Origin of the sequence: Novosphingobium sp. B 225 (genome assembly GCF_002198665.1) — a bacterium.
GTDB lineage: Bacteria > Pseudomonadota > Alphaproteobacteria > Sphingomonadales > Sphingomonadaceae > Novosphingobium.
This window is the reverse complement of the sequence record NZ_MWLM01000002.1, coordinates 13,738-33,181: the sequence shown is the minus strand read 5'-3', so window position 1 is coordinate 33,181 and position 19,444 is coordinate 13,738. Positions and strand designations below refer to the sequence as shown.

The window sequence follows — 19,444 nt, the reverse complement described above, 5'->3', positions numbered from 1 at the left end:
CCGTTCCCGCATTGCTTCGGATCACCGATTTCCCGCCCAATTCTCGATGATCGGCGGAGCCGCATCGATCAGGGACATGGCATTGGCGATGATGTGTTGAGCGCCGACCGAGGAATCGACGAGGTACTTGCCCAGAACGCTGGGATTGCGCAGCGACGACGAGACCGAGCCATAGGCGAAGCCGACAACGTCCTTGCACACTCCATGCGTCCAGGTCGTAACCTGACGAACGCGCTGAAGGTCGAGATCGGTCATGGCCTGGCCTTGGCCTGCCAAGCGGTCGGCATGGCTGAACGTATCTAGAGTCAGCGCCCTAGCCGCCTGGAAAAGCGCCTCGTGCTTCATGAACTCATTCTGGAACACCGGCGTTGTCGCGATGCAATCGGGCGAATGCAGACGCTTGCGCTGACTGGCGATCCGGGCCGCCTCGTGCAGCGCGCGGCGTGCCATTCCCAGCATGACCGCAGTATGGCCAGCGCAGACGACAACCATAGTACCCAGCTGCGCAGCGAGTGATTCCCGCTGCGGCTCGGTCCAGTGTTGATTGAAGATCCAATCGGCCGAAATGTCCTGCTCTGGGACCACATAGTCGAAACTGCCGGTGGCCTGCAGCCCGACAACATCCCAGTTTCCGGCAAGCTCAATCTGGTCCTTGGGCAGGAACGCACCGACGACCTTGGGCATGCCGTTGTCCAGCATCACCGGAGCCTCGCCATCCATAACCATGTGTGCGCCGGAAACCCAATCGGCATGCGCGATACCGCTGCCAAAGCTGTGCCTGCCTCCTGCTCGGTAAACGCCGTTGGCAAAGGTGGCCCGTCCGCTTGGCGCATAGGTCGATGCCATGATCGGCTTGTTTGCACCGCCGAACATCCGCTCAATATGGGCATCGCTCGAATAGACCGCCGCAACCATCGTCGCGACAGAATTGGCCATCAACGTCCATGCCGTCGCCGCGTCGGAGCTGGCGACTTCCTCGATCAGCCTTATGAAGGCGGTAGTCTCGACATCCTGCCCCCCCAAATCCGCAGGAACAAGCAGCCAGAACAGCTCGTGCTTGCGCAAGGCCTCAACCACAACCGGCGACATTGTTCCGGAATTCTCGGGCTTTGCCGCTTCAGCCTCGATCAGATCGCGCAGGCTCTCGGCCTTTTTGATAATATCCTGTTCCATCACCAGTTGTCCCACGAAGTGTTATTGCCTTGCGCTGCCTTGGATCCTTCGACTTTCCTCGCCGCGCCCCCGCCGCCAGACATGAAGGTACCGATCACATTGCCTGAGGTAACCGGTACATGAAGCACCGAAGGGTGGTCGGCGTCATGGAAGATCGTCACCCACGAAGACCTCTGCAGAAGCAGGTGCCCCTGCCCCAACATGTCGAACAAGCTATCGACCGGGTCCTGATCCGAAGAACTGATACGCAAACCAATCCGGTGCCCCTTCTCGAAGACATTGGCTGTCGGAACCAGATTTATATCGAAGCGTTGCGGCCCATCCGTGGCAACGGGCTCTGGTTGCGTGAAGTCGTACTGCCACAGCCAGGGCCGCGACTTTTCCATGTTGACCTTGCGCATCGAGCCCTTGAGCCAGCCACGTGTGAGTAGCCGTTGGTTGCCAGATGGGTCGATATCCCAAAGCGAAGCGAACAACAGAAGTTCAGGCTGGGTAGTCGAGGCATAGATCGTGGCGGTCAGCGGCCCGATAACTTCTGTGCGCTCCACCATCGGCGGTGAAGCGAAAGCTACCCCTCCCCGCGCATTGTAGCTGTTGTCCTCATAGCTGCTGCCCCCTTCGTGAGGCCAATGCTCGTGTTCGCTAAGCAGCCCCCGGCCATGAAGGTAGAAAGGGTGCCACACCGTTTCAGGCAGAGGCCAACTTTCGCCCGACTTCCACGAGCCTTCGCCGCCCGTAACAAACAGGCGAACATCAGGCTCATCCATCAATCCTGTATCGTTGCCCTTCAGCCAGTGATCGAACCATCGCAGCGATTCAAATGCGTACTGATAGATCGGTCGATCAAGATAGATCGGTGGACCGACGATCATCTTCTTGGGCGCTGTGATCCGTTCCCAGGCGCGGAATTCCCCGGGCAGGTGTAGGAAGTACATGTCCCATGACGAACCGATCAGGATCGGGACCTTTATGTCTTCCAGGATCGGGTTGCGCTGCTGCCAATAGGGTCCGTCCTGTGGGTTCATCAGCACGTCGACGATCAGGGGATTGGCCCCCTTGTCGGGAGCGGCGATCGCACCTGCCAGTTCAGGCACGGCCAGTATTTCACGATCGGCTCGCAGCATTGCAAGGCGCCGTTCGTATTCGTCCTTGCCAAGGGCGTCCCACGACCAGCCTTTGACCCTCACTCCGGCCAGATGCCTGGACCAGTTCGTCAGGAAGCTGTGGGCAAGAATGCCGCCATGGTAGAACTTGTCGCGGTAGAAATCGGTGTAGCCATATGGCGCGAAGACCGCCTTCAGTGCCGGCGGGTTCTGTGCAGCGACCTGTTTTGCGCAGACTGCAAAATAGGAAACCCCGAACATGCCAACGTTGCCATCGCACCAGTCCTGCTCGGCGATCCAGGCAATGACCTCGACCACGTCCTCGACTTCGCGTGGACTATAATGGCCGTATTCGCCTTCCGAACGGCCCGTGCCGCGCGCATTGACCATGATATGGACATAACCGCGCCGGACAAAGAACTGGGGATCGCCCGCCTCGGCCTGAGCGTTCTTGCCCTGAACCGCCTGTGGGCGCGAAGGCGCATACTGCATTTCGGCATCATAGGCATGCACACCGAGGATTGCCGGAAACCGCCCGGGCGTCGTCGGTCGAAATATCTGGGCCGCTACCCGCACCCCGTCCGACATGGTGATAAGCACATCAAGCTGTGCAATCACCCCATGCTCACGCCGGGAAACCTCCCAGTTCTGTGCGAACACGTGACTTAGTCCGCCAGACCGGCAAGTGCGGCCTCGGCAACCTTGAGATCCAGGTCGGCACTGGCCCCGCTGACACCAATACCGCCGACGCAGCCTCCGCCCACCGAAACCGGCAATCCACCCGCAATGACGGTGAAATTGCTGACCTGCGGCATCGACATGGTCGAACCCTGATCGCTCGTGACGAAGTTCATCACATAGGCAGTGGGTGCGCCCGCCATGGCAGCTGTCCATGCCTTCTTGAAAGCGATGTCCGAGGTCATGACACTGGCCCCGTCCATACGGGCCGAGGCGACAATCTGTCCGGCCCGGTCAACCGCGACCAGGCTCATTGGTATCCCCAACTCGGCCGCCGCGCTGACACCGGCCGCAATCGCCTTCTGAGCTGCAGCAAGCGAGAGGTTCGCAGCGGTAACGGTAATATCGGTTGCGGAGCTCATTGTGGTGTCCTCGATCCCTGTGCACGGATGGGCAAACATCCGCGCCGCCTGATGATTTGCCGATTGGAGCAAGTGCCAGCCCCTCAGCTGAATTTGCCAGCCCATCGGTTCCAAAACGCTAGGCAGCGCGCTGAAGGGTGAGAAATGGTTTGTTTTTATGTGTGCTATTGTTGAAGCTTATCGCGCTGAAGCAATCTTAGCGCCGCACCGGATCAGACAACCGGCGTCATGTTTCTAGCTCCAAAATTTCCCAGAAAACCACGGAACCAGGAATGGCCTGGGTCATTGTCATTGCGTTTGTGCCAGATCATGTGCTGCTCAAGCGGGCCAATCTCGAAGGGCGGCTCGACAATGGAGAGCTTGTCTTGAAGCCAAGGTGCCCCGGCAACCCGGCTTGGTACAATCGCGGTCATCTGACTACCCAGCACAGCAGCAATGGCCAGGTTATAGGTGGGAACGATTAAAGGCGTCTTCGGACGCTTTGCAATGCCAGCAAGGCCGCGCTCGGGCAAGCTCATCAAATTGCCCCCGAACCGGGTTTCGATGTGATCAATCCGGCAAAAGGCGTCAAAATCTAATCCATTGGCGAGAAGCCGGTTAGATGCATCGCCCACCAGTACATAGTGATCGGAGAACAAGGCTTCGTGTGAAATGGATTCAATATCCGAGACTTGCTCCCAGACGCCTGGTTGGAAGACCTGGATGCACAGATCGATCTCACCGTCCTGCAATCGGCGAAGCATATCCGGCGCCACGAACACATCGACCTGGCAATGAACGTTTGGCGCGGCCCCGCGCAGTTCCCGCAGTGCCGGAACTCCAAAAATCTCGGCGATCGAGCTTGACATCAGCAACCGGAAATTGCGGCTATCGCATTGCGGGTCAAAGCCGGAGCGGCTTTCCACCACAGTGCGGATCTGATGCAGAAGCTCCTTGACCGGAATCACCAATTCCCTGGCAAAAGGCGTCAGCTCCATCCGTCTGCCAACACGTTCCAGCAAAGGGTCCGAAAATTGCACTCGCAGCTTTTGCAGCGCAACGCTGACTGCGGGTTGCGTGACGCAAAGGCGCGAAGCTGCGCGAGTGACGCTTTGCTCGCTCAGCAGCGCATCCAGCGCGACGAGGAGATTAAGATCGAGCCCTTCGAAGTGCATCTTTTCCCAAACCGCCTGCCGATCTTTATGGCTGCGAAGCCGGCAGACTACGCGTCGTTCAAGCTGGTCAAGGCTAGCCCAGCGGTCTTGCCGAGTCGAGTCTTACGGCACATCTTCGCGTCACTTCAAATCATCAACAAACTCATGATTTTTAGAGTATTCTTCTCTCAATATAGATCTGAAAAATCAGCGTAGATCGCCATGCGACTAAACAGGCCTTCTTTGCGCGTAACCATTGTCACACCGCGAACTTCGAACTCCTGGTCGTCATTGCGCGTAAACGTGATGATTGCTTCGCCAGCTGCACGATCGGTGTCGCCGATTAGATCACCGTGCCGATGACGCAGCTTCTTGAAGTTCAATGTGAACGACTTGAGAAAACCCAGCACGGCTTCGCGTCCGAGGATCGGCGGATGGTTGTTGAAGTGCAGAGTGATATCTTCAGCGAACCACATGCCGAACCTGTCCGCATCCATTGTATCGACATCTTCGAAATAGTCGGACCACCATTGCATCTGAAATACTCTCCGAATCCTGAACGAGAAACTTGACTCCGCGACCGTCGGCTTCAGTTGGCCAGTGCACCGCCATCAACGGCCAGAGCAATGCCGTTCACAAAGGATGCACGGTCCGAGAGAAGCCATCTTGCCGCCTCTCCTATTTCGGTCGGCTCGGCAAAGCGTTGCATCATGTGCCTTTTCCTGAGCCCATCGATGTGGCCACTGAAGGCGGGATCCTGACTTAGCCGTTCGATCATCGGCGTGCGCACGATGCCCGGAAGGATTGCATTTACCCGGATGCCCTTTGCCCCGAAGTCGGCCGCCGCAGCGCGGGTGACCCCGATCACGCCATGTTTGGCGGCGACATATTCCCCGGCATTGGGAATTGCGATTTGTCCCAATCCTGACGCCGTGTTGACTATTGCTCCGCCGCCGTTGGCAAGCATGGCGCGCGCCTGGTGCTTGATGCACAGAAACACCGCCGTGAGATCGATCTGCATCACCGCGTTCCACTGCGCGAGCGAAAGTTGATCAATTGACGTATTGTGCTGTTCGAGCCCGGCATTGTTAAAAGCGCCGTCGATCCGGCCAAAGTGACTGACAGTCCGATCGACCAACGCCTCTATCGCTTCTTCCGACGACAAGTCGGCCCGCATGAAAATCGCTTCACCACCCTTGGAGCAAATCGCATCGGCAATTGCCTGTCCGGCCTCCACGGCAATATCGCTGATCACCAATTTTGCGCCTGCGCCAGCAAGGACTTGGCAGGATGCCGTACCGATACCGCCTGCACCTCCTGTAATCAGGATCACTTTCCCATCCAGATCCGACATAACAATCCCCTCCAGCGCTGATCGAAGCCAGCCCGTAACTCAGCCACTGCTTCGCAGAAAATTGTTCCGGTTTATGGCAGTCATGACGAATGCCTATTGGCGCGGATATCCCGTTCTTGCTTTCGGTTTTCCAAGCCTACCGACAACAAGCTGCGCAAGCTTCTCTGGCTGTTCCGGCAAGGCCGGGCGCGAAGAAGGCTGTGCGCACTGCGGTAATGTGCGGCTCGGGCGATTGCGATGTATCAAACACATCAAAGAGCGCCTTCGCTACGGTGGGAGGAATCGCGACCTGACCTCCCGATGCGAGCAGGATCAGGCTCGAGACTGACTCGGGGTATTGGGAGGCAAAGGCCCGCGCCAGCCGGTTGCCGAAGGCGTGCCCAATCAGCACCAAGGGTTGGATGGGGTGCTTCCCTTCCACGGCCTTGATCACTTCGAAGGTGTCCCGGGCATAGTCAGCCAGCGTCCGAGCCGCGGGTCCCTTGCTTGCGCCGATCCCTCGCGGATTGATGGCTGCTGTCTGGAACCCGGCGGCCGCAATCCGGGTCGAGAGGTCGTCGAAATCGCTTGCCCCCCTGCCCAGCGAAGGTAGCAGCACAACCAGCGGTCCTTTGCCCCGCAGCAGCACTTCGACCGTGATAGGATCGCTCTCGGCATCGCTCCGGTACGAAATCAACCGACTTGACGCTGCGAGCCGCCAAGCAGAGCTGGTTGCGGCGACTTGACTTGGCACCGCCAGAGTCATGGCAATTGTCCCTAACGCTGTTCTGCGAGTGAGGCAGTGAGTCATTTCGGTCATTGGATGCCCATGCCGCGCCTCAGCGCATCGACGATTGCAGCGCGAAACTGGCGCGAGACCCGCGCATTCGGCACCAGTCCGTCGAAGGCATGATAGGCTCCCGGCACAACCAGCAATTCGACCGGAACTGCAGCGGAATTGAGACGGGCGGCATATTCAATATCCTCAGCGGCAAACAGGTCCAGCCCGCCCACCGCAATGAACGCAGGAGGCAGGCCGGCCAGATCGACGACCCGGGCAGGGACCGAACCGGGGGGAACCGTCGTCAACCCGGGAGCCTGGCCCAGCAGCGCCGCCCAGCCAAACCGATTGGACCCGGCGTTCCACACGAATTGCCCAACGTGTGCAGGCGGCGCGACAGTCGATCCGGTGCGGTCGTCGAGCATCGGATAGACCAGCAGCTGAAAGGCTATCGGGAACTCTCCCCGATCGCGCACGGCAATTGCCAGCATAGCCGCATGACCGCCCCCGGCACTCTCACCGCCGATTGCAATGCGCTTCGGATCGATGCCAAGAGCTGCGGCATTGCCGTGCAGCCAGCGTAGCGCCGCGTAGTTGTCTTCCAGTGCACCGGGGAAACGCGTTTCCGGAGCTAGTCGATAGTCGACTGAGACAATCAGGCATTGGCTCGCTTGTGCCAGCGCCTGATAGGCTGCCGGATACTGATCCACCCGCCCACCAACAAAGCCGCCACCGTGCATGTGCAGATAGGCGGGACTATCCGGCTTTCCGCCAGTGCCATCGATGACCATGATCCGGACATCGGGCGCGCCCTTTGGGCCGGGAATGGTGCGGAACAGGGGCTGCGGAGCAGGAGCCGGTGCAATCGGCCTGGCAGGCAGCCCGCGCATGATCGGAAGCGATTTGGCATCGACGGTAAAGTCTGGCAGCGCTCGCGCAGCTTCGACCAGTTCGTGATCAACCAGCGCGAAGCGATCTGGCTTCGCTGCAGTCCCGGTTGGTCCGGCCCGGGACGTGCCACTCAGACCAAGCGCAACACCGCTAGCGATAACCCCCAAACCAAATTCGCGTCGATCCAGCCTAGTTTGCGCCATCGAATTCCCTTTTCGTCAGACCCGTTCAATCGGCGGCAACCGATAGCGCCCATCGCGGAATTCCTCCCGTGGCCAGTAGGCCCGAAAGCTTAGACTGAAAGGACCGCTCGCGGGCGCAGGCAACCAGTTGGCAGTTCGGTCGCCGCCCGGATCGCTTCGGCTGATCCAAATGTCGAGGCTGCCATCGGAGTTGGTGCGCAGGCCCTTGGTTCGATCCCCAATCGAATAACGGTCGAGCGGGTTTGCCGTAAGATAGAGCTGACCTTCATCAGTCGCCTCGTACATGGTCAGCGACCAGAAAGCCTCGACCGGCGGCGGCGTAGGCAGCTGCAGCCTGTAGGGCCCATCATCGGTGAACAGGCGGCCACTCTCACCTTGCGGCGAAAGGTATAGGGCTTCCTCCGGCGTATTGGCCGCAAGCCCGACCAGCGCGACAATGGCGCGATAGTCATAGTCCTGTTCGAAATTGCCTAGATTGGCCTTTGGATAGCTCCAGCCGTCAATGAAGTGGGCGGATTTGCCTGCGGATACGATTTTGCTGCGGGCTTCGGCAATCCCGGCCTCGATCTCGGCCAAGTCGCTGGCGGATAGCCTGCCGGGATCGAACGGCTTGCCGGGTCTGAGCCCCAGGGCCGCGAAGCGGGCCAGCGCTGTGCGATCCTGCCTGGGCGGTGGATCGGACTGCAGCAACCGGGCCGCGCTTGTGAAATAGTCCGCAGGCGCGGCGTTGCGGCGCGCGTAGCCCCCTGCCGCGGGAATGGCAGGGCCGCTCAAACTGAGTAAGTCCTGCGCCGCGCAGGCAGCGTTCAGATCATCGGGCCCATCGACCAGTATCCGCGCGAGTGCCCAGCCATGTGGCGTGGCCAGGTGGATCGGATTGGGTCCCTTGCTGCGCTGTCCCGGGCCGACCAAAGTAAAGGTTCCACCTTCCGGCCCAATCTCGCGGCTAAAGGTCCGCTTGGAAATGCAAGCGTTGGTATTGGTGTACATATCGAGCAGCTGAACGGCGAGATAGCGGTGCCCGCCGTTAGGGACGGTCAGGGTAACCGGCCCTTGAGACAGATCGAACCAGGCACTGGAAAACAGCGTATCGTTGTTTGGGGCAGTAACCTGTCTGCGCGACGGATCGGTCAACTTGCGGACATGATGGAACCGGTTGACCACGAGTCCGGGTGATTGCGCCTGGCGCGTGTTCGCCATTTCGATCAGCGGCAACGCATAAATCCACGCTTCGCGCGCTGCGCCTTTCAGATCGCCCTGCGCGGCAAGGGCACGTGCTGCGGGCAGCATGGCAATCGCTCCTGTTACAGCCAGAAATGCGCGGCGATCCATTTGTGCAGCTACCTTCATGGCTGGGTCATGGCCAGATAGACCAGTCGCTGCGACAAACCGGGCAGATCGGTCATCCCGGCCGAACCGCCCAGACGCTGGATCATGCCGATGAAGTAGAGGTCATTCTCAGGATCGATCCAAAACCAGGTTCCAGCTGCACCGCCCCAGCTGAGAGTGCCTTTCCCGACCGGCAGGCGCGCGGATTTCGGATCCTTGATCACCATGAAGTCGAGGCCGAAACCCACACCCGGACCAAAGCCGAAAGCCGTGGTCCCCATGCCTCCAACCAGGCCGTTGTCGGGCCGCACGCCTTGTGGAATGACATCCTGCCCCATCAGTGCGATCGTTTCGGGCTTGAGCAAGCGGACCTTGCCCAACTTCCCGCCGTTGAGGATCATCTGGCAAAACCGGCCATAGTCGCTGGCGGTCGAAACCAGTCCGCCGCCGCCAGACTGCTGGCGATTGGGATCAGTGAAATTGAAGTTTGGGGCAAAGCTTGGAGGCAAGAGGACGATCTTGCCGCTCTTGGGATCAAGGCCATAGAGATCGGCGAAGCGGCCAACTTTTTCAGCCGGAACATAGAAGGCGGTGTCCTTCATACCTAGCGGGCCGAGCACGCGGCGCTGGAGATAGGCGCCATAATTTTCACCGGTAATCACTTCGACGATCCGCGCCTGCAGATCGACGGCGATGCTGTAATCCCAACCCTCGCCGGGTTGGAACTTGAGCGGAATGTCGGCCACCTTGGCCGCCACTTCGGCCAGATTTTTCGAACCGTTGACAGCACGCGCGCGGAACATGTCGTCGACCGGATTGCGGCCGAGTAGCCCATAGCCGAAACCGGCCGTGTGGCTCATCAGCTCGCGCATGGTCGGCGGGCGTTTGACCGGCAAGGTGATCGGCTTGCCGGAGGGATCGACACCGGAAATGACCCTGAGGTTGGCCATTTCCGGCAAGAACTTGGTGATCGGATCGTCGAGCTTCCACTTGCCATCTTCGTACAGCATCATCATGGCCACGCCGGTAATCGGCTTGGTCATCGAGAAGATCCGGAAGATGGTCTGGTTAGACTGCTCAAGACCGCGTGCGGGTGAGGCTTGGCCGAACGAGTTAAACGCCACGACCTTGCCGTGTCGGACTAGCATATAGGTCAGACCCGGCACATCGCCCTTAGCAACGACGCCCGACAGGGCCGTGTCCAGCTCCTGCAGGCGAGCGGCATCGAAGCCGGCGACGGCGGTTCGCACGTGCGCGGCCTGTTTTGCGCTGCCCGCGGCGACGGGTACCGCAGGCGCCAGCATCGCGCCCGCTACCGCGAGTGCAATCGAGCGCCGTACCATTGGCCTCATCTCGCCCACGGCTCAGAAATGGAACCGCAGGGTCACGCCATATGTGCGCGGATCGCCGAGTTGGGCTGTCAGCAGGCCGGTATTGCCGACCCCTGGAACAATGTCCGAGAAGTATTGCTTGTCGAACAGGTTCTTCGCCCAAACTGACAGATCCATTCGCCGATTGAGCGCCCGCACTCCAATTCGGGCGTTGGCCAGGTGCAGCGGTTCAAGCTGAGTTGCCGCAGAATACCCGCCGTTGTTCACGGTTGAGCGGTAGCTGTAGTCAAAACCGAGATAGGCCTCCGACGGCGCGCTAAAGACCGTAACCGGCTGCTTGATTTCTCCGCCGAACGAGGCGCTCCACTTTGGAATCCCCGAGATCGGATAGCCAGAGAGGTCGCAGGTGTTCTGATTGCTTAGTTCGAGCGGGCAGGCGCTGGCAGGAAGGTCGATGATCTTTGCATCTGTGTAAGCCAGGGCGCCATAGACCGAGACATTGTCCGCAAGCCGGGCTTGCATGTCGATCTCGAAGCCCTTCGAGCGAACCTTGGGGACATTCGAGAGATAAACGACTGCAAGGCGAGCCGGATCGGCCACCGTTGCCTGGTAGTTCCTGTCATTCTGCAGATAACCGGCCACATTGAAGGTAACGCGGTTATCCAGCAGGGTGGTCTTGAGTCCCAGTTCATAGGAATCGATCGACTCGGGCGCCACGACCGGGCTGATCCCGCTGGCAAGCTGGGTGAGGTTGAGGCCCCCAGAACGATTGCCACGCGAGTAGTTCGCATAGACCAGGACGTTGTTGTTGACGCGGTAGGACAGGTTTGCCGCGCCCGAGACCTTTCCGACCTTACTTTGCACATCAAAGGTGCCGCTCGAAGCAAAGGCCGCCCGGAGTGGTGCAAACGCGGCGAGCGGTCCGGCGAGCGGCAGCCCCCCCGAAGCGACTGCTGAATAGTGGCCGCTCTTGTTGTCATGCGAATACCGCAAGCCGCCTGTCAGACTGAGTGCTTCGGTCAGATGGATCGTCGCCTGGCCATAAGCGGCCAGGCTGGTGGTGCGATAGCGGTTGGTATCGACTTTTGTTACCCCACTCAAAATAAAGCCGGGTAGCGCCTGGCTGACCAGCAATTGGGTCGCGGCCGAACCATAGCTGACGGTCAGGTGCTGATCGATGGTTTCATCATAGAAGAAGAGCCCGGCCACATAGTCGACCTTGTTGCTGCCGGTCGAAGCGATCCGCAGTTCCTGACTGTACTGGTCTTGCCGGTCGGCATTGTCGGCCGCGGCGAAGGCGCTCAGCGGGATGAAGTCGAGATCACCTTGCGGGGTCCAGTTCCAGAAGCGCCATGCGGAAATCGAAGTGAGTGTGGCACCGGGCAGCTCGATATCGATCTGCGCGGAGACGCCGCCACTTTCGTTTTCGATCAAGGGCGCCCGGTCATTCACCGCTACGCGCGCGAAGGGATCGATGACTGGCGTATAGCCGAACAGGCCGGCGATGGTGCGGAAGTTCTTGCCGTTGGCCGGGGCAACGATATCAGCGAGTACCTGAGCGCAACAGTCCTGCTTCTGCTTAGCGTAGTCGCCAATCAAGCGCACTGAAACGTTTGATCCGGGCGTGAACAGCAGCTGCCCCCGTAGCAGATAGCTGTTGCGGTTGTTGAGCTTCTTGCCGGTAAACTGATTGATCAGGGTGCCGTCACGGCTGGTTACCGAGCCGGAAAGGCGCACCGCGAGTTGATCGTCGACCAGCGGCAGGTTGATTGCAGCCTTGCCCTGCAGAAAGCCAAGGTTGCCGACCGTCATTTCGGCATTCACCTCGGACTTAAACTTGGGCTTGGCAGTGGTGACACTGATCGCGCCAGCTGTCGTGTTCTTGCCGTACAGCGTTCCCTGAGGGCCGCGCAGGACTTCGATCCGCTCGATATCGATCAGGTCGAAGGCAGCGGTGCCGGGGCGGTTGTAGTAGACCCCGTCGATATAGAATCCGACCCCGGGATCGAGGCCATCGCTGGCGATCGCGATGTTGTTGCCAAGGCCGCGAATGTTGAGGTTGGTGTTGCGCGGGTTATAACCCTGAAAGCTCAGGCTGGGCGCCAGCTTGGATAAATCGGCGACGCTGGTGGTGTTGGTCCTGGTCAGCAGGTCACCACCGACGACCGACAGGGCCACGGGTATGTCCTGCGCCCGTTCATCGCGGTGACGCGCCGTCACGACGATTTCGTCGCCGCTTGCCGCTGCCTCGTCAGCCGCCTGAGCGTGCGCAGGATTGGCCGCAGCAAAAAGCACTGCAATCGTCGAAGTCGAACCAAATGCGACCTTGCGAAGTACCCTCATGTTTCCCTCCCTGCTGGGTTCGACTCATTGGTCGAATTTGACATATGGGTGTCGTGTTACACCCAATGAGGGGCATGACAAGAGGGTTTTGACAAATGAGTGTCATTTAGCTCTCGAATGCGATATCTGCGAAAGCGGCCGAGTTTAAAATTGCCCCCCATGTGCATTTGCCCTAACGATTTTGACAAATCGGTGCTTATCTGTTGTTCGCTGTCGAAGCTGAATGGGAGCGCCTTGCAGGTAAGAGTCGTGACGGATGACCAGCCAGATTGAATCCGCGACCAGGCGCAGCCGCCATGACTTGATCCTGGATTCGGCAGCGTTGCAGCTTGCCAATTTTGGGGTTGGAACCTCATCTCTTCCGGAAATCGCGGCCTGTATGGGGCTCACGCGATCTGCCCTCTACTACTACGCAAAGTCCAAGGAGGACCTGGTTTTCCAGGTCTATTGTCGTTCATGCGACACCATGGCCGAGACCGCCGAGGCGATCCGATCGAAACCGAGCGATGCTTCGCAAAAGCTTGTCGAATTCGTCCTCAAGATCGCAGGCCGCGAACATATCGATGTCATCGCGCTGTCCGAAGTCGGCATGCTCGGCGTCAAACAGCGAACGGCAGTACTCGAACGCTATGAAGCGGTTGTCTCAATGATTGCCGACATTCTGCGCGAAGGCGTCAATCGCTGCGAATTGCGCGCCTGCGATCCTGAAATTGCTGCGCGAACCATCATCAGCATTGTGCAGCACCTCGGCATGATCAGGGCATGGACACAGTTCAGGGCCACGATCAGCCCACTTGGCGATGCCGTGCCGGACCTTGCGCGGCTTGTTACCGGAACTACTGACCTGCTGCTGAACGGCTGGGCCAAGGACCGGAACCGGCCGATCCCTGTGCAACTGATCGATCTTACGCCCTTGCTCGCTACCAATGTCAGAGCCTTCGACCGGGAGGGTCAGGCGCGAGCGAAGCGCGAGGAGATACTGATCACGGCATCGCGCCTGTTCAACCAGCGCGGCGTTTCCTCAACCACGCTCGACGATATCGCGGCAGAGTTGGGTGCAACCAAGCGCACCCTCTACCACCATGTCGGCGACAAACAGACCCTTCTGTCTGCCTGTCACGAACGATCCCGGAACATCATCAAGCACATCTATAGCGAGTACGATCACCGGGCCGAAGGAGGTGAGGATCAGGCCGAGGCGCACCTCGATTACTTGCGCAGCACGGCCCTGGCGCAGCTGCGACCCGATATCGCACCACTCCGCGCTTCTGTTGGGATCCCTGAACTGGACGATGAAGGCCACAAGGCACACGAAGAGTATGTTCAGTGGCTGCTGAAGATTGGCTCAATCCAGCGAAAACGGCTGAAGGAATGCGATGCCTTGCGTGATCATGATGGCAAGACGCTCCACCTAATCCACATCGGCGGTGTAAACTGGCTCGCCAAGGGTCTTGTGTCGATCAGCGAGGATCGCATGATCGACGTCGCCTGCGAGGTTGTCGATGTGCTGCGCTTGGGCTTGAAGCCGATCACTTGAGCGCGAGAGCGCCAGATTGGAATTTCCTTGACCTAGCTATCTCAAATGCACCGCAATTTCGCTGAGGCGGCGGCCACAACTGCCATCGGCAATGCTTGAAGCGAAGGGCGGCTTTCATGAGCCCGAGTAGGTGGGGCCAACGTCCGAAAAGTCAGTGAATTCAGACAAGTGCCCGAAGCAGCGAAATGCAGTCCTGGCGGGCAAGCTGCACCATTCGCAGATGCGAACCGGGCCCCAGGTCCCGGCCCATCCGGGTAACGATCAGGAGCGTTTGATTGAGCGGGAGGTCGGATTGACGCACTCTGTCCCGCGCTGCGCGCTCCTGAGGGTGCGGCATTTTTGGTATTGACCCGCAGGCACTCTTGCCTCGCTCATTGCCGGATGCCCGCTGGCGCACCTGCGCGCGCGCAGGGCCTCCGTCTGCTTCGCGAAGTTGCAAGGGTGCCGTCCTTGATGGTAGGGCTGCGCTGTCGAAAAAATTGACTGGATTGGCAAACATGGATCCATTTCCAGCCAATTTCGGTGTTGGTAACCGAGCAGGTAACTGCCATTTTTCGTTTTCATATGTTTGTTATATTTTATAAATTTAACCGAAAACATCGAATCCTGTCTCCCCGACCAACAACCTAATTTCAGCCATTCCCGATCAATCTCGAATCTTCCTATAAATGGCTGATTTACATTGATTTATGGCTTATTTTTTGACGCGTTTCGCATCATCCAGGCCCCGGCCAGCGCGTTGATATGATGGTACTGTGTTTTCAGATACCAACATGCTCACCCACACTGCCATACGCGCCCTGAAACCCGGCTGCACTGTCATGGCAGTTGCCGCGTCGGCTCATCGAGTGCTCAAGATCGTGGGCCCGGCTGAGCGGAGCACAGTCGATGATGTTGAATTGCAGCACCGCATCACGGTTGAGATCACCACTGAAATTGGGCTTCCCCATCACCTCCTCCTGACCTCAAAATCAGAATCAAAGGCGTCCAGCAATCTGTGGGCTATTCAAAGTGCCCATTGCCGATCTCTATATTCTTGGCGCTAAAGTCACTCGATGCACGAGCGCCATCGCATGATCCATGATGCCAATGCCAGCCAGATGGACCCGATCCTGTATAGTTTTCGACGCTGCCCTTACGCGATGCGGGCAAGGCTGGCGTTTGTCGTCAGCGGCACAGGCTGCGAACTGCGCGAAGTAAGGCTTTCGGCGAAGCCCGAGTCGATGCTTGTTGCTTCACCCAAAGGGACGGTTCCCGTGCTTGTCCTACCGGATGGTGAAATCATCGACGAAAGTCTCGACATCATGCGGTGGGCCCTTGCCCAGCGGGACCCCGAAGACTGGCTGGAAGGCGATAACCCTGCATTGATCGAGCGGAACGATGGACCATTCAAGCATGACCTCGATCGGTATAAGTACCCTGAGCGTTACGGCGTTGATCCGCTCAAACATCGTGCGATGGGTATGGAGTTCTTGCGGGAACTGGATAGCCGCCTCGGCCGCACAAGCCAGCTTTGCGGACCTGCGCGCTCTTTGGCCGACGCCGCGATTATGCCATTCGTGCGACAGTTCGCTGCCGTCGATCATGAGTGGTTCAGCGATCAACCGCTGCTCCGCCTGAAGGTTTGGCTGGCCGATCATCTCTCGTCAGAGCTTTTCAACATGATCATGCTTCGGGTCACGCCGTGGGTGCCAGGCGATCGACCGGTTTTGCTTACACCGGCTTCGATGCGCTGAAAACCAACGGGAGCCATCAGGACACAACATCGGTTGGCTGGGACCAAATCGTGCACGTTTCGGCTGCCTAGCTCAACTTGCCTGTTCCCCGTCAGAACCAATGGCGCAAATTTGAGGTTGTGATTTAAGTGACCGTCGCTCCGGTGATGATAAGGTGCTACCCGGCACGTTATTGGGAGCGGCGGAAGGAGCAGGATGTGTCAATCAACCTGAAGGTGAATGGTAAAGCAGTATCCGTGGACGCCGAACCGGACACCCCGTTGCTGTGGGTTTTGCGTGAGGACATTGGCCTTACCGGCACAAAATTCGGCTGCGGCGTTGCGGCCTGTGGCGCCTGCTCGGTCCATGTAAACGGGCAGATCATGCGTTCCTGCAGCATCGCCGTCGGCGATGTCGCTGGCAAATCGGTGACCACCATTGAAGGCCTTAAATCCGCTGACGGCACGCTCCACCGGGTGCAGCAGGCATGGATCGATACCCAGGTCCCGCAATGCGGCTATTGCCAGTCCGGACAGATCATGGCGGCTGTCGCGCTGATCCAGCAGACTGGCAGCCCAAGCGACGCGCAGATTGACGAAGCGATGACCAATATCTGCCGTTGTGGCAGCTATCCGCGCATCCGCAAGGCAATCCATGCCGCGACCGGCAAGGCTGCCGCCGCCGCTCAGAATGGAGCTGGATGATGGCTGACAGTCCCACTCCGAACCTTGCTGAAGCTGCCGCGCCGACGCCGGCGAAGAAAAAGGGCTTCAAACGCCGCGCCTTTCTGATCGGTGGTGTGGCGGTCGCTGGTGCCGGATTGTTCGGGATCAAGCTGAGCGATAGCCGCGCCGCGAGCAAGGCGGCCGCGCTGACCACCGGCAAGGGCGAGCATAATTTTGCCACCTGGTTGAAGATTGCCGAAGACGATCAGATTACCATTTACTCCCCGCACACTGATATCGGACAGGGCTCGAACACTGGGCTCGCTCAGATGCTCGCCGAGGAACTGGACGCGGCCTGGGACAAAGTGCGCCTGGTTTCTGCACCTGGCGAACCGGGCTTTGCCAATACCGGGCTCGCGCGCGGTTTCCTGGGTGAAATGTCTGGCCAGTCAGGCATCGTAGCCGGCATTCCGCAATCCTTCATGTCCTTGATCGCGCGTTCGATGGACTTGCAGATCACCGGTGGATCTTCGGCGCTGCGCTATACCGGGCAAGTCACTTTCCAGAAGGTTGGCGCTGCAACGCGGCTGGCACTGATCGAGGTTGCGGCAGAGCGGCTGGGTGTGCCCGCAGCAGAGCTGACCACAGCGGACAGCAAGGTGCTGCACGCCAAATCGGGCAAGTCCTTGCGCTATGGCGAACTGGCCGCTGCCGCCGCCGCACTATCGCTCGACAGTGACCCGCAGCTAAAGTCGCCCAAGGATTACAAGCTGATGCGGACCTCGGTGCCGCGGCTCGATCTGCCCGCAAAGGTCGATGGCAGCGCGCAATATGGCATGGACTTCACCGTTCCCGATATGCGCGTCGCGACGATCATGGCGGCTCCGGTGCGTGGCGGCAAGCTGACCTCGGTTGATGAAGCCCCGGCGATGGCAGTGAAAGGCGTCGAAAAAGTCATCAAGCTCGACAATGCCGTTGCCGTGATCGCCAAGGGCTATTGGTCGGCCCTGGGCGGGCTGCGTGCGCTTTCGCCACAATTCAGCGATGGCGGCAATGCAGGCATTTCGACCGCATCGATCTTCAAGGCCTATGATGATCTGTTCGCCAAGGGTGAGCCTGCTGACGAAGCCGGCGAAGGCGATGTAAAGGCCGCGCTGGGTGCAAAGCCGATCGAGGCCAAATATCAGGTCCCCTTCCTGCATCATGCGATGATGGAGCCGTTCGCGCTGACCGCTCACTTCAAGGATGGCAAGCTCAACCTGTGGGGCGGGATGCAGGATCCGCTGGCCTCGAAAATGTTCGCCGCCAAGGTTGCCGGGCTGGATGCCGACAATGTTACCTTCCATCCCATGCTGATCGGCGGCAGTTTCGGGCGGCGACTGCCGATGTACATGGAAATTGTCGAGCAGGTGACCATGCTTGCCATGCAGCTGCCCTATCCCGTGAAGCTGATCTGGAGCCGCGAGGAAGAGGTGGCGCAAGGGGCCTATCGTCCACAAAGTGCTGCAATCCTGAGGGCCGCCATCGGCACGGATGGCAAGATTGCGGCTTTCTCGAACGATTACGGCCAGCCCGAAAGCGCCGAGTCCGAGACCACTTTCATCTACGACCTGCCAGTGGTCGCGCGGCGGTACTATGAATATGCTTCCAACCAGCAGGCAGGCGCCTGGCGGTCGGTCAATTCAACCCAGCAAGGCTTCTATAATGAAAGCTTCATGGATGAACTGGCCCATGCAGCAAAAGCTGATCCGGTCGAGTTTCGCCGCAAGCACCTGAAGCCCGGATCGCGCCATTTGGCGGTGCTTGATGAAGTGGCCAAGCGCAGCGGCTGGGGCACGCCTTTGCCCGCAGGCGTCGGGCGCGGTGTTGCGATTGTCGAAAGTTTCAAAACCATCGTCGCGCACGTGATCGAGGCGTCGGTCAAGGAAGATGGCAGCCCGAAGGTGCTCAAGGTAACAACGGTGGTTGACGCGGGCAGCATTGTTAACCCCAATGCTGCGGCGGCTCAGATTGAAGGCGGCACAATCATGGGGCTGTCTTCGGCGATTGGGGAAGCCATCACGCTTGAACAGGGCGTAGTGCAGCAGAGCAATCTGACCGATTACCCGATCCTGAAACTTGCCGATGCACCGGCGGTGCATGACATCCATTTCCTCAACAGCGGGGCGCCCATGGGCGGAATTGGCGAACCGGGTGTGCCGCCCGCTGCGCCGGCACTTGCCAATGCACTGTTCGCGGTGACCGGCAAGCGGATCAGGCAATTGCCCTTGCTTACGCAGGCCAAGGCTTGAACGAGCGCCCCGGGACGACGCTGAACAACTGGTCCGCGCTGATCCTTGCGGCTGGTGGCAGTCGCCGGTTCGGCGCGCCCAAGCTGTTGGCGGATCTGGCTGGAGAGCCCGTGCTAAGGCGAACCGCAGGCGCAATCTGCACCGCTGGATTCAGTGAAACCCTTGTTGTGGCCGGCGCAGACTATCCTGCGATAGCGGCCGCGCTGGCCGGATTGCCATGCACGGTGGTCCATGCCCCCGATTGGGCGCAGGGCATTTCAGCCTCCATCCGCGCCGGGATCGCAGCATTGCCGCATGACCGGGAGGGACTGTTCCTGTTCCTTGGCGACATGCCGCTGGTGCCCTGCACGCTGTGCGGAGAACTGGCGGATCTTGCCAAACGCACAGGCTATGCCGCCCGCCCCTTTCGCGGCGATGTGCCCGGTCATCCGGTCGCCTTTGCCAGCGCGGCAGTGGCCGATCTGATGGCGTTGACCGGCGATGCGGGAGCAGGGTCGCTGCTGCGCAGAGCCGGTG

Annotated in this window: 16 protein-coding genes and 1 pseudogene; 5 read left to right on the top strand and 12 right to left on the bottom strand. The window is 59.4% G+C overall.

Annotation, left to right across the window (positions count from 1 at the left end; genetic code table 11):
• Nucleotides 1-21: 21 nt before the first annotated feature.
• The 11 genes from MNBBLIKP_RS00180 to MNBBLIKP_RS00130 form a co-directional block, all read right to left on the bottom strand.
• Nucleotides 22-1,173: an acyl-CoA dehydrogenase family protein gene (locus MNBBLIKP_RS00180; protein ID WP_088306495.1), complete on the bottom strand. Its 1,152-nt coding sequence runs from the start codon at nt 1,171-1,173 to the stop codon at nt 22-24.
• On the bottom strand, nt 1,173-2,936 hold the full coding sequence (locus MNBBLIKP_RS00175) for a CocE/NonD family hydrolase (RefSeq protein WP_088306494.1): 1,764 nt from the start codon (nt 2,934-2,936) through the stop codon (nt 1,173-1,175). Before MNBBLIKP_RS00175 ends, MNBBLIKP_RS00180 begins: the two co-directional genes overlap by 1 nt.
• 5 nt (nt 2,937-2,941) lie before the next feature.
• The gene (locus MNBBLIKP_RS00170; RefSeq protein ID WP_176399576.1) at nt 2,942-3,376 is read right to left on the bottom strand and encodes a GlcG/HbpS family heme-binding protein; all 435 of its coding nucleotides are present in this window, start codon (nt 3,374-3,376) and stop codon (nt 2,942-2,944) included.
• Nucleotides 3,377-3,588: 212 nt separating this feature from the next.
• Nucleotides 3,589-4,530 carry a LysR family transcriptional regulator gene (locus MNBBLIKP_RS00165; RefSeq protein WP_088306491.1) on the bottom strand — a complete coding sequence of 314 codons (942 nt, stop codon included), beginning with the start codon at nt 4,528-4,530 and terminating at the stop codon, nt 3,589-3,591.
• A 167-nt stretch (nt 4,531-4,697) separates the two neighbouring features.
• A complete protein-coding gene (locus tag MNBBLIKP_RS00160) occupies nt 4,698-5,045 on the bottom strand; it encodes a nuclear transport factor 2 family protein (RefSeq protein WP_088306490.1) in 348 nt (115 codons plus the stop codon).
• A gap of 53 nt (nt 5,046-5,098) precedes the next feature.
• On the bottom strand, nt 5,099-5,863 hold the full coding sequence (locus tag MNBBLIKP_RS00155; RefSeq protein WP_088306489.1) for an SDR family NAD(P)-dependent oxidoreductase: 765 nt from the start codon (nt 5,861-5,863) through the stop codon (nt 5,099-5,101).
• A 136-nt stretch (nt 5,864-5,999) separates the two neighbouring features.
• On the bottom strand, nt 6,000-6,608 hold the full coding sequence (locus MNBBLIKP_RS00150; RefSeq protein WP_176399575.1) for an alpha/beta fold hydrolase: 609 nt from the start codon (nt 6,606-6,608) through the stop codon (nt 6,000-6,002).
• Between the two features lie 50 nt (nt 6,609-6,658).
• Nucleotides 6,659-7,681 carry an alpha/beta hydrolase gene (locus MNBBLIKP_RS00145; protein ID WP_254912857.1) on the bottom strand — a complete coding sequence of 341 codons (1,023 nt, stop codon included), beginning with the start codon at nt 7,679-7,681 and terminating at the stop codon, nt 6,659-6,661.
• A 51-nt stretch (nt 7,682-7,732) separates the two neighbouring features.
• Nucleotides 7,733-9,067, bottom strand: coding sequence for a DUF1254 domain-containing protein (locus tag MNBBLIKP_RS00140; protein WP_217896634.1), 1,335 nt, complete (start codon nt 9,065-9,067; stop codon nt 7,733-7,735).
• Entirely contained in the window at nt 9,064-10,389 is a 1,326-nt protein-coding gene (locus MNBBLIKP_RS00135; RefSeq protein ID WP_140420473.1) for a serine hydrolase domain-containing protein, read from the bottom strand. The genes MNBBLIKP_RS00140 and MNBBLIKP_RS00135 overlap by 4 nt, the downstream gene beginning before the upstream one ends.
• Before the next feature lie 21 nt (nt 10,390-10,410).
• Nucleotides 10,411-12,720 (bottom strand): TonB-dependent receptor, encoded by a 2,310-nt coding sequence (locus MNBBLIKP_RS00130; protein ID WP_088306482.1) that lies wholly within the window; start codon nt 12,718-12,720, stop codon nt 10,411-10,413.
• A 256-nt stretch (nt 12,721-12,976) separates the two neighbouring features.
• Here MNBBLIKP_RS00130 and MNBBLIKP_RS00125 point away from each other — a divergent pair, with 256 nt between their 5' ends.
• Nucleotides 12,977-14,257, top strand: a complete 1,281-nt coding sequence (locus MNBBLIKP_RS00125) for a TetR/AcrR family transcriptional regulator (protein WP_088306481.1) — start codon at nt 12,977-12,979, stop codon at nt 14,255-14,257.
• Nucleotides 14,258-15,018: 761 nt separating this feature from the next.
• Here the strand turns inward: MNBBLIKP_RS00125 and MNBBLIKP_RS00120 are convergent.
• Nucleotides 15,019-15,207, bottom strand: a complete 189-nt coding sequence (locus MNBBLIKP_RS00120) for a hypothetical protein (protein WP_088306479.1) — start codon at nt 15,205-15,207, stop codon at nt 15,019-15,021.
• Between the two features lie 105 nt (nt 15,208-15,312).
• Here MNBBLIKP_RS00120 and MNBBLIKP_RS00115 point away from each other — a divergent pair, with 105 nt between their 5' ends.
• The 4 genes and pseudogenes from MNBBLIKP_RS00115 to MNBBLIKP_RS18185 form a co-directional block, all read left to right on the top strand.
• Nucleotides 15,313-15,993, top strand: a complete 681-nt coding sequence (locus MNBBLIKP_RS00115; protein WP_254912856.1) for a glutathione S-transferase — start codon at nt 15,313-15,315, stop codon at nt 15,991-15,993.
• Between the two features lie 128 nt (nt 15,994-16,121).
• Nucleotides 16,122-16,676, top strand: coding sequence for a (2Fe-2S)-binding protein (locus tag MNBBLIKP_RS00110; RefSeq protein ID WP_303395816.1), 555 nt, complete (start codon nt 16,122-16,124; stop codon nt 16,674-16,676).
• Nucleotides 16,676-18,928, top strand: coding sequence for a xanthine dehydrogenase family protein molybdopterin-binding subunit (locus MNBBLIKP_RS00105; protein ID WP_254912855.1), 2,253 nt, complete (start codon nt 16,676-16,678; stop codon nt 18,926-18,928). The genes MNBBLIKP_RS00110 and MNBBLIKP_RS00105 overlap by 1 nt, the downstream gene beginning before the upstream one ends.
• Nucleotides 18,925-19,428: pseudogene (locus MNBBLIKP_RS18185) on the top strand (nucleotidyltransferase family protein); the annotation flags it as partial. The gene MNBBLIKP_RS00105 and the pseudogene MNBBLIKP_RS18185, both read left to right, overlap by 4 nt.
• Between the last annotated feature and the right edge of the window lie 16 nt (nt 19,429-19,444).

Bases quoted from the DNA above. Each gene is read 5' to 3' on its own strand.
- MNBBLIKP_RS00180 (WP_088306495.1), bottom strand. From the start codon at position 1,173: ATGGAACAGGATATTATCAAAAAGGCCGAGAGCCTGCGCGATCTGATC.
- MNBBLIKP_RS00170 (WP_176399576.1), bottom strand. From the start codon at position 3,376: ATGAGCTCCGCAACCGATATTACCGTTACCGCTGCGAACCTCTCGCTT.
- MNBBLIKP_RS00165 (WP_088306491.1), bottom strand. From the start codon at position 4,530: ATGCACTTCGAAGGGCTCGATCTTAATCTCCTCGTCGCGCTGGATGCG.
- MNBBLIKP_RS00160 (WP_088306490.1), bottom strand. From the start codon at position 5,045: ATGCAATGGTGGTCCGACTATTTCGAAGATGTCGATACAATGGATGCG.
- MNBBLIKP_RS00155 (WP_088306489.1), bottom strand. From the start codon at position 5,863: ATGTCGGATCTGGATGGGAAAGTGATCCTGATTACAGGAGGTGCAGGC.
- MNBBLIKP_RS00150 (WP_176399575.1), bottom strand. From the start codon at position 6,608: ATGACTCTGGCGGTGCCAAGTCAAGTCGCCGCAACCAGCTCTGCTTGG.
- MNBBLIKP_RS00140 (WP_217896634.1), bottom strand. From the start codon at position 9,067: ATGAAGGTAGCTGCACAAATGGATCGCCGCGCATTTCTGGCTGTAACA.
- MNBBLIKP_RS00135 (WP_140420473.1), bottom strand. From the start codon at position 10,389: ATGGTACGGCGCTCGATTGCACTCGCGGTAGCGGGCGCGATGCTGGCG.
- MNBBLIKP_RS00130 (WP_088306482.1), bottom strand. From the start codon at position 12,720: ATGAGGGTACTTCGCAAGGTCGCATTTGGTTCGACTTCGACGATTGCA.
- MNBBLIKP_RS00125 (WP_088306481.1), top strand. From the start codon at position 12,977: ATGACCAGCCAGATTGAATCCGCGACCAGGCGCAGCCGCCATGACTTG.
- MNBBLIKP_RS00120 (WP_088306479.1), bottom strand. From the start codon at position 15,207: ATGGGGAAGCCCAATTTCAGTGGTGATCTCAACCGTGATGCGGTGCTG.
- MNBBLIKP_RS00115 (WP_254912856.1), top strand. From the start codon at position 15,313: ATGCACGAGCGCCATCGCATGATCCATGATGCCAATGCCAGCCAGATG.
- MNBBLIKP_RS00105 (WP_254912855.1), top strand. From the start codon at position 16,676: ATGGCTGACAGTCCCACTCCGAACCTTGCTGAAGCTGCCGCGCCGACG.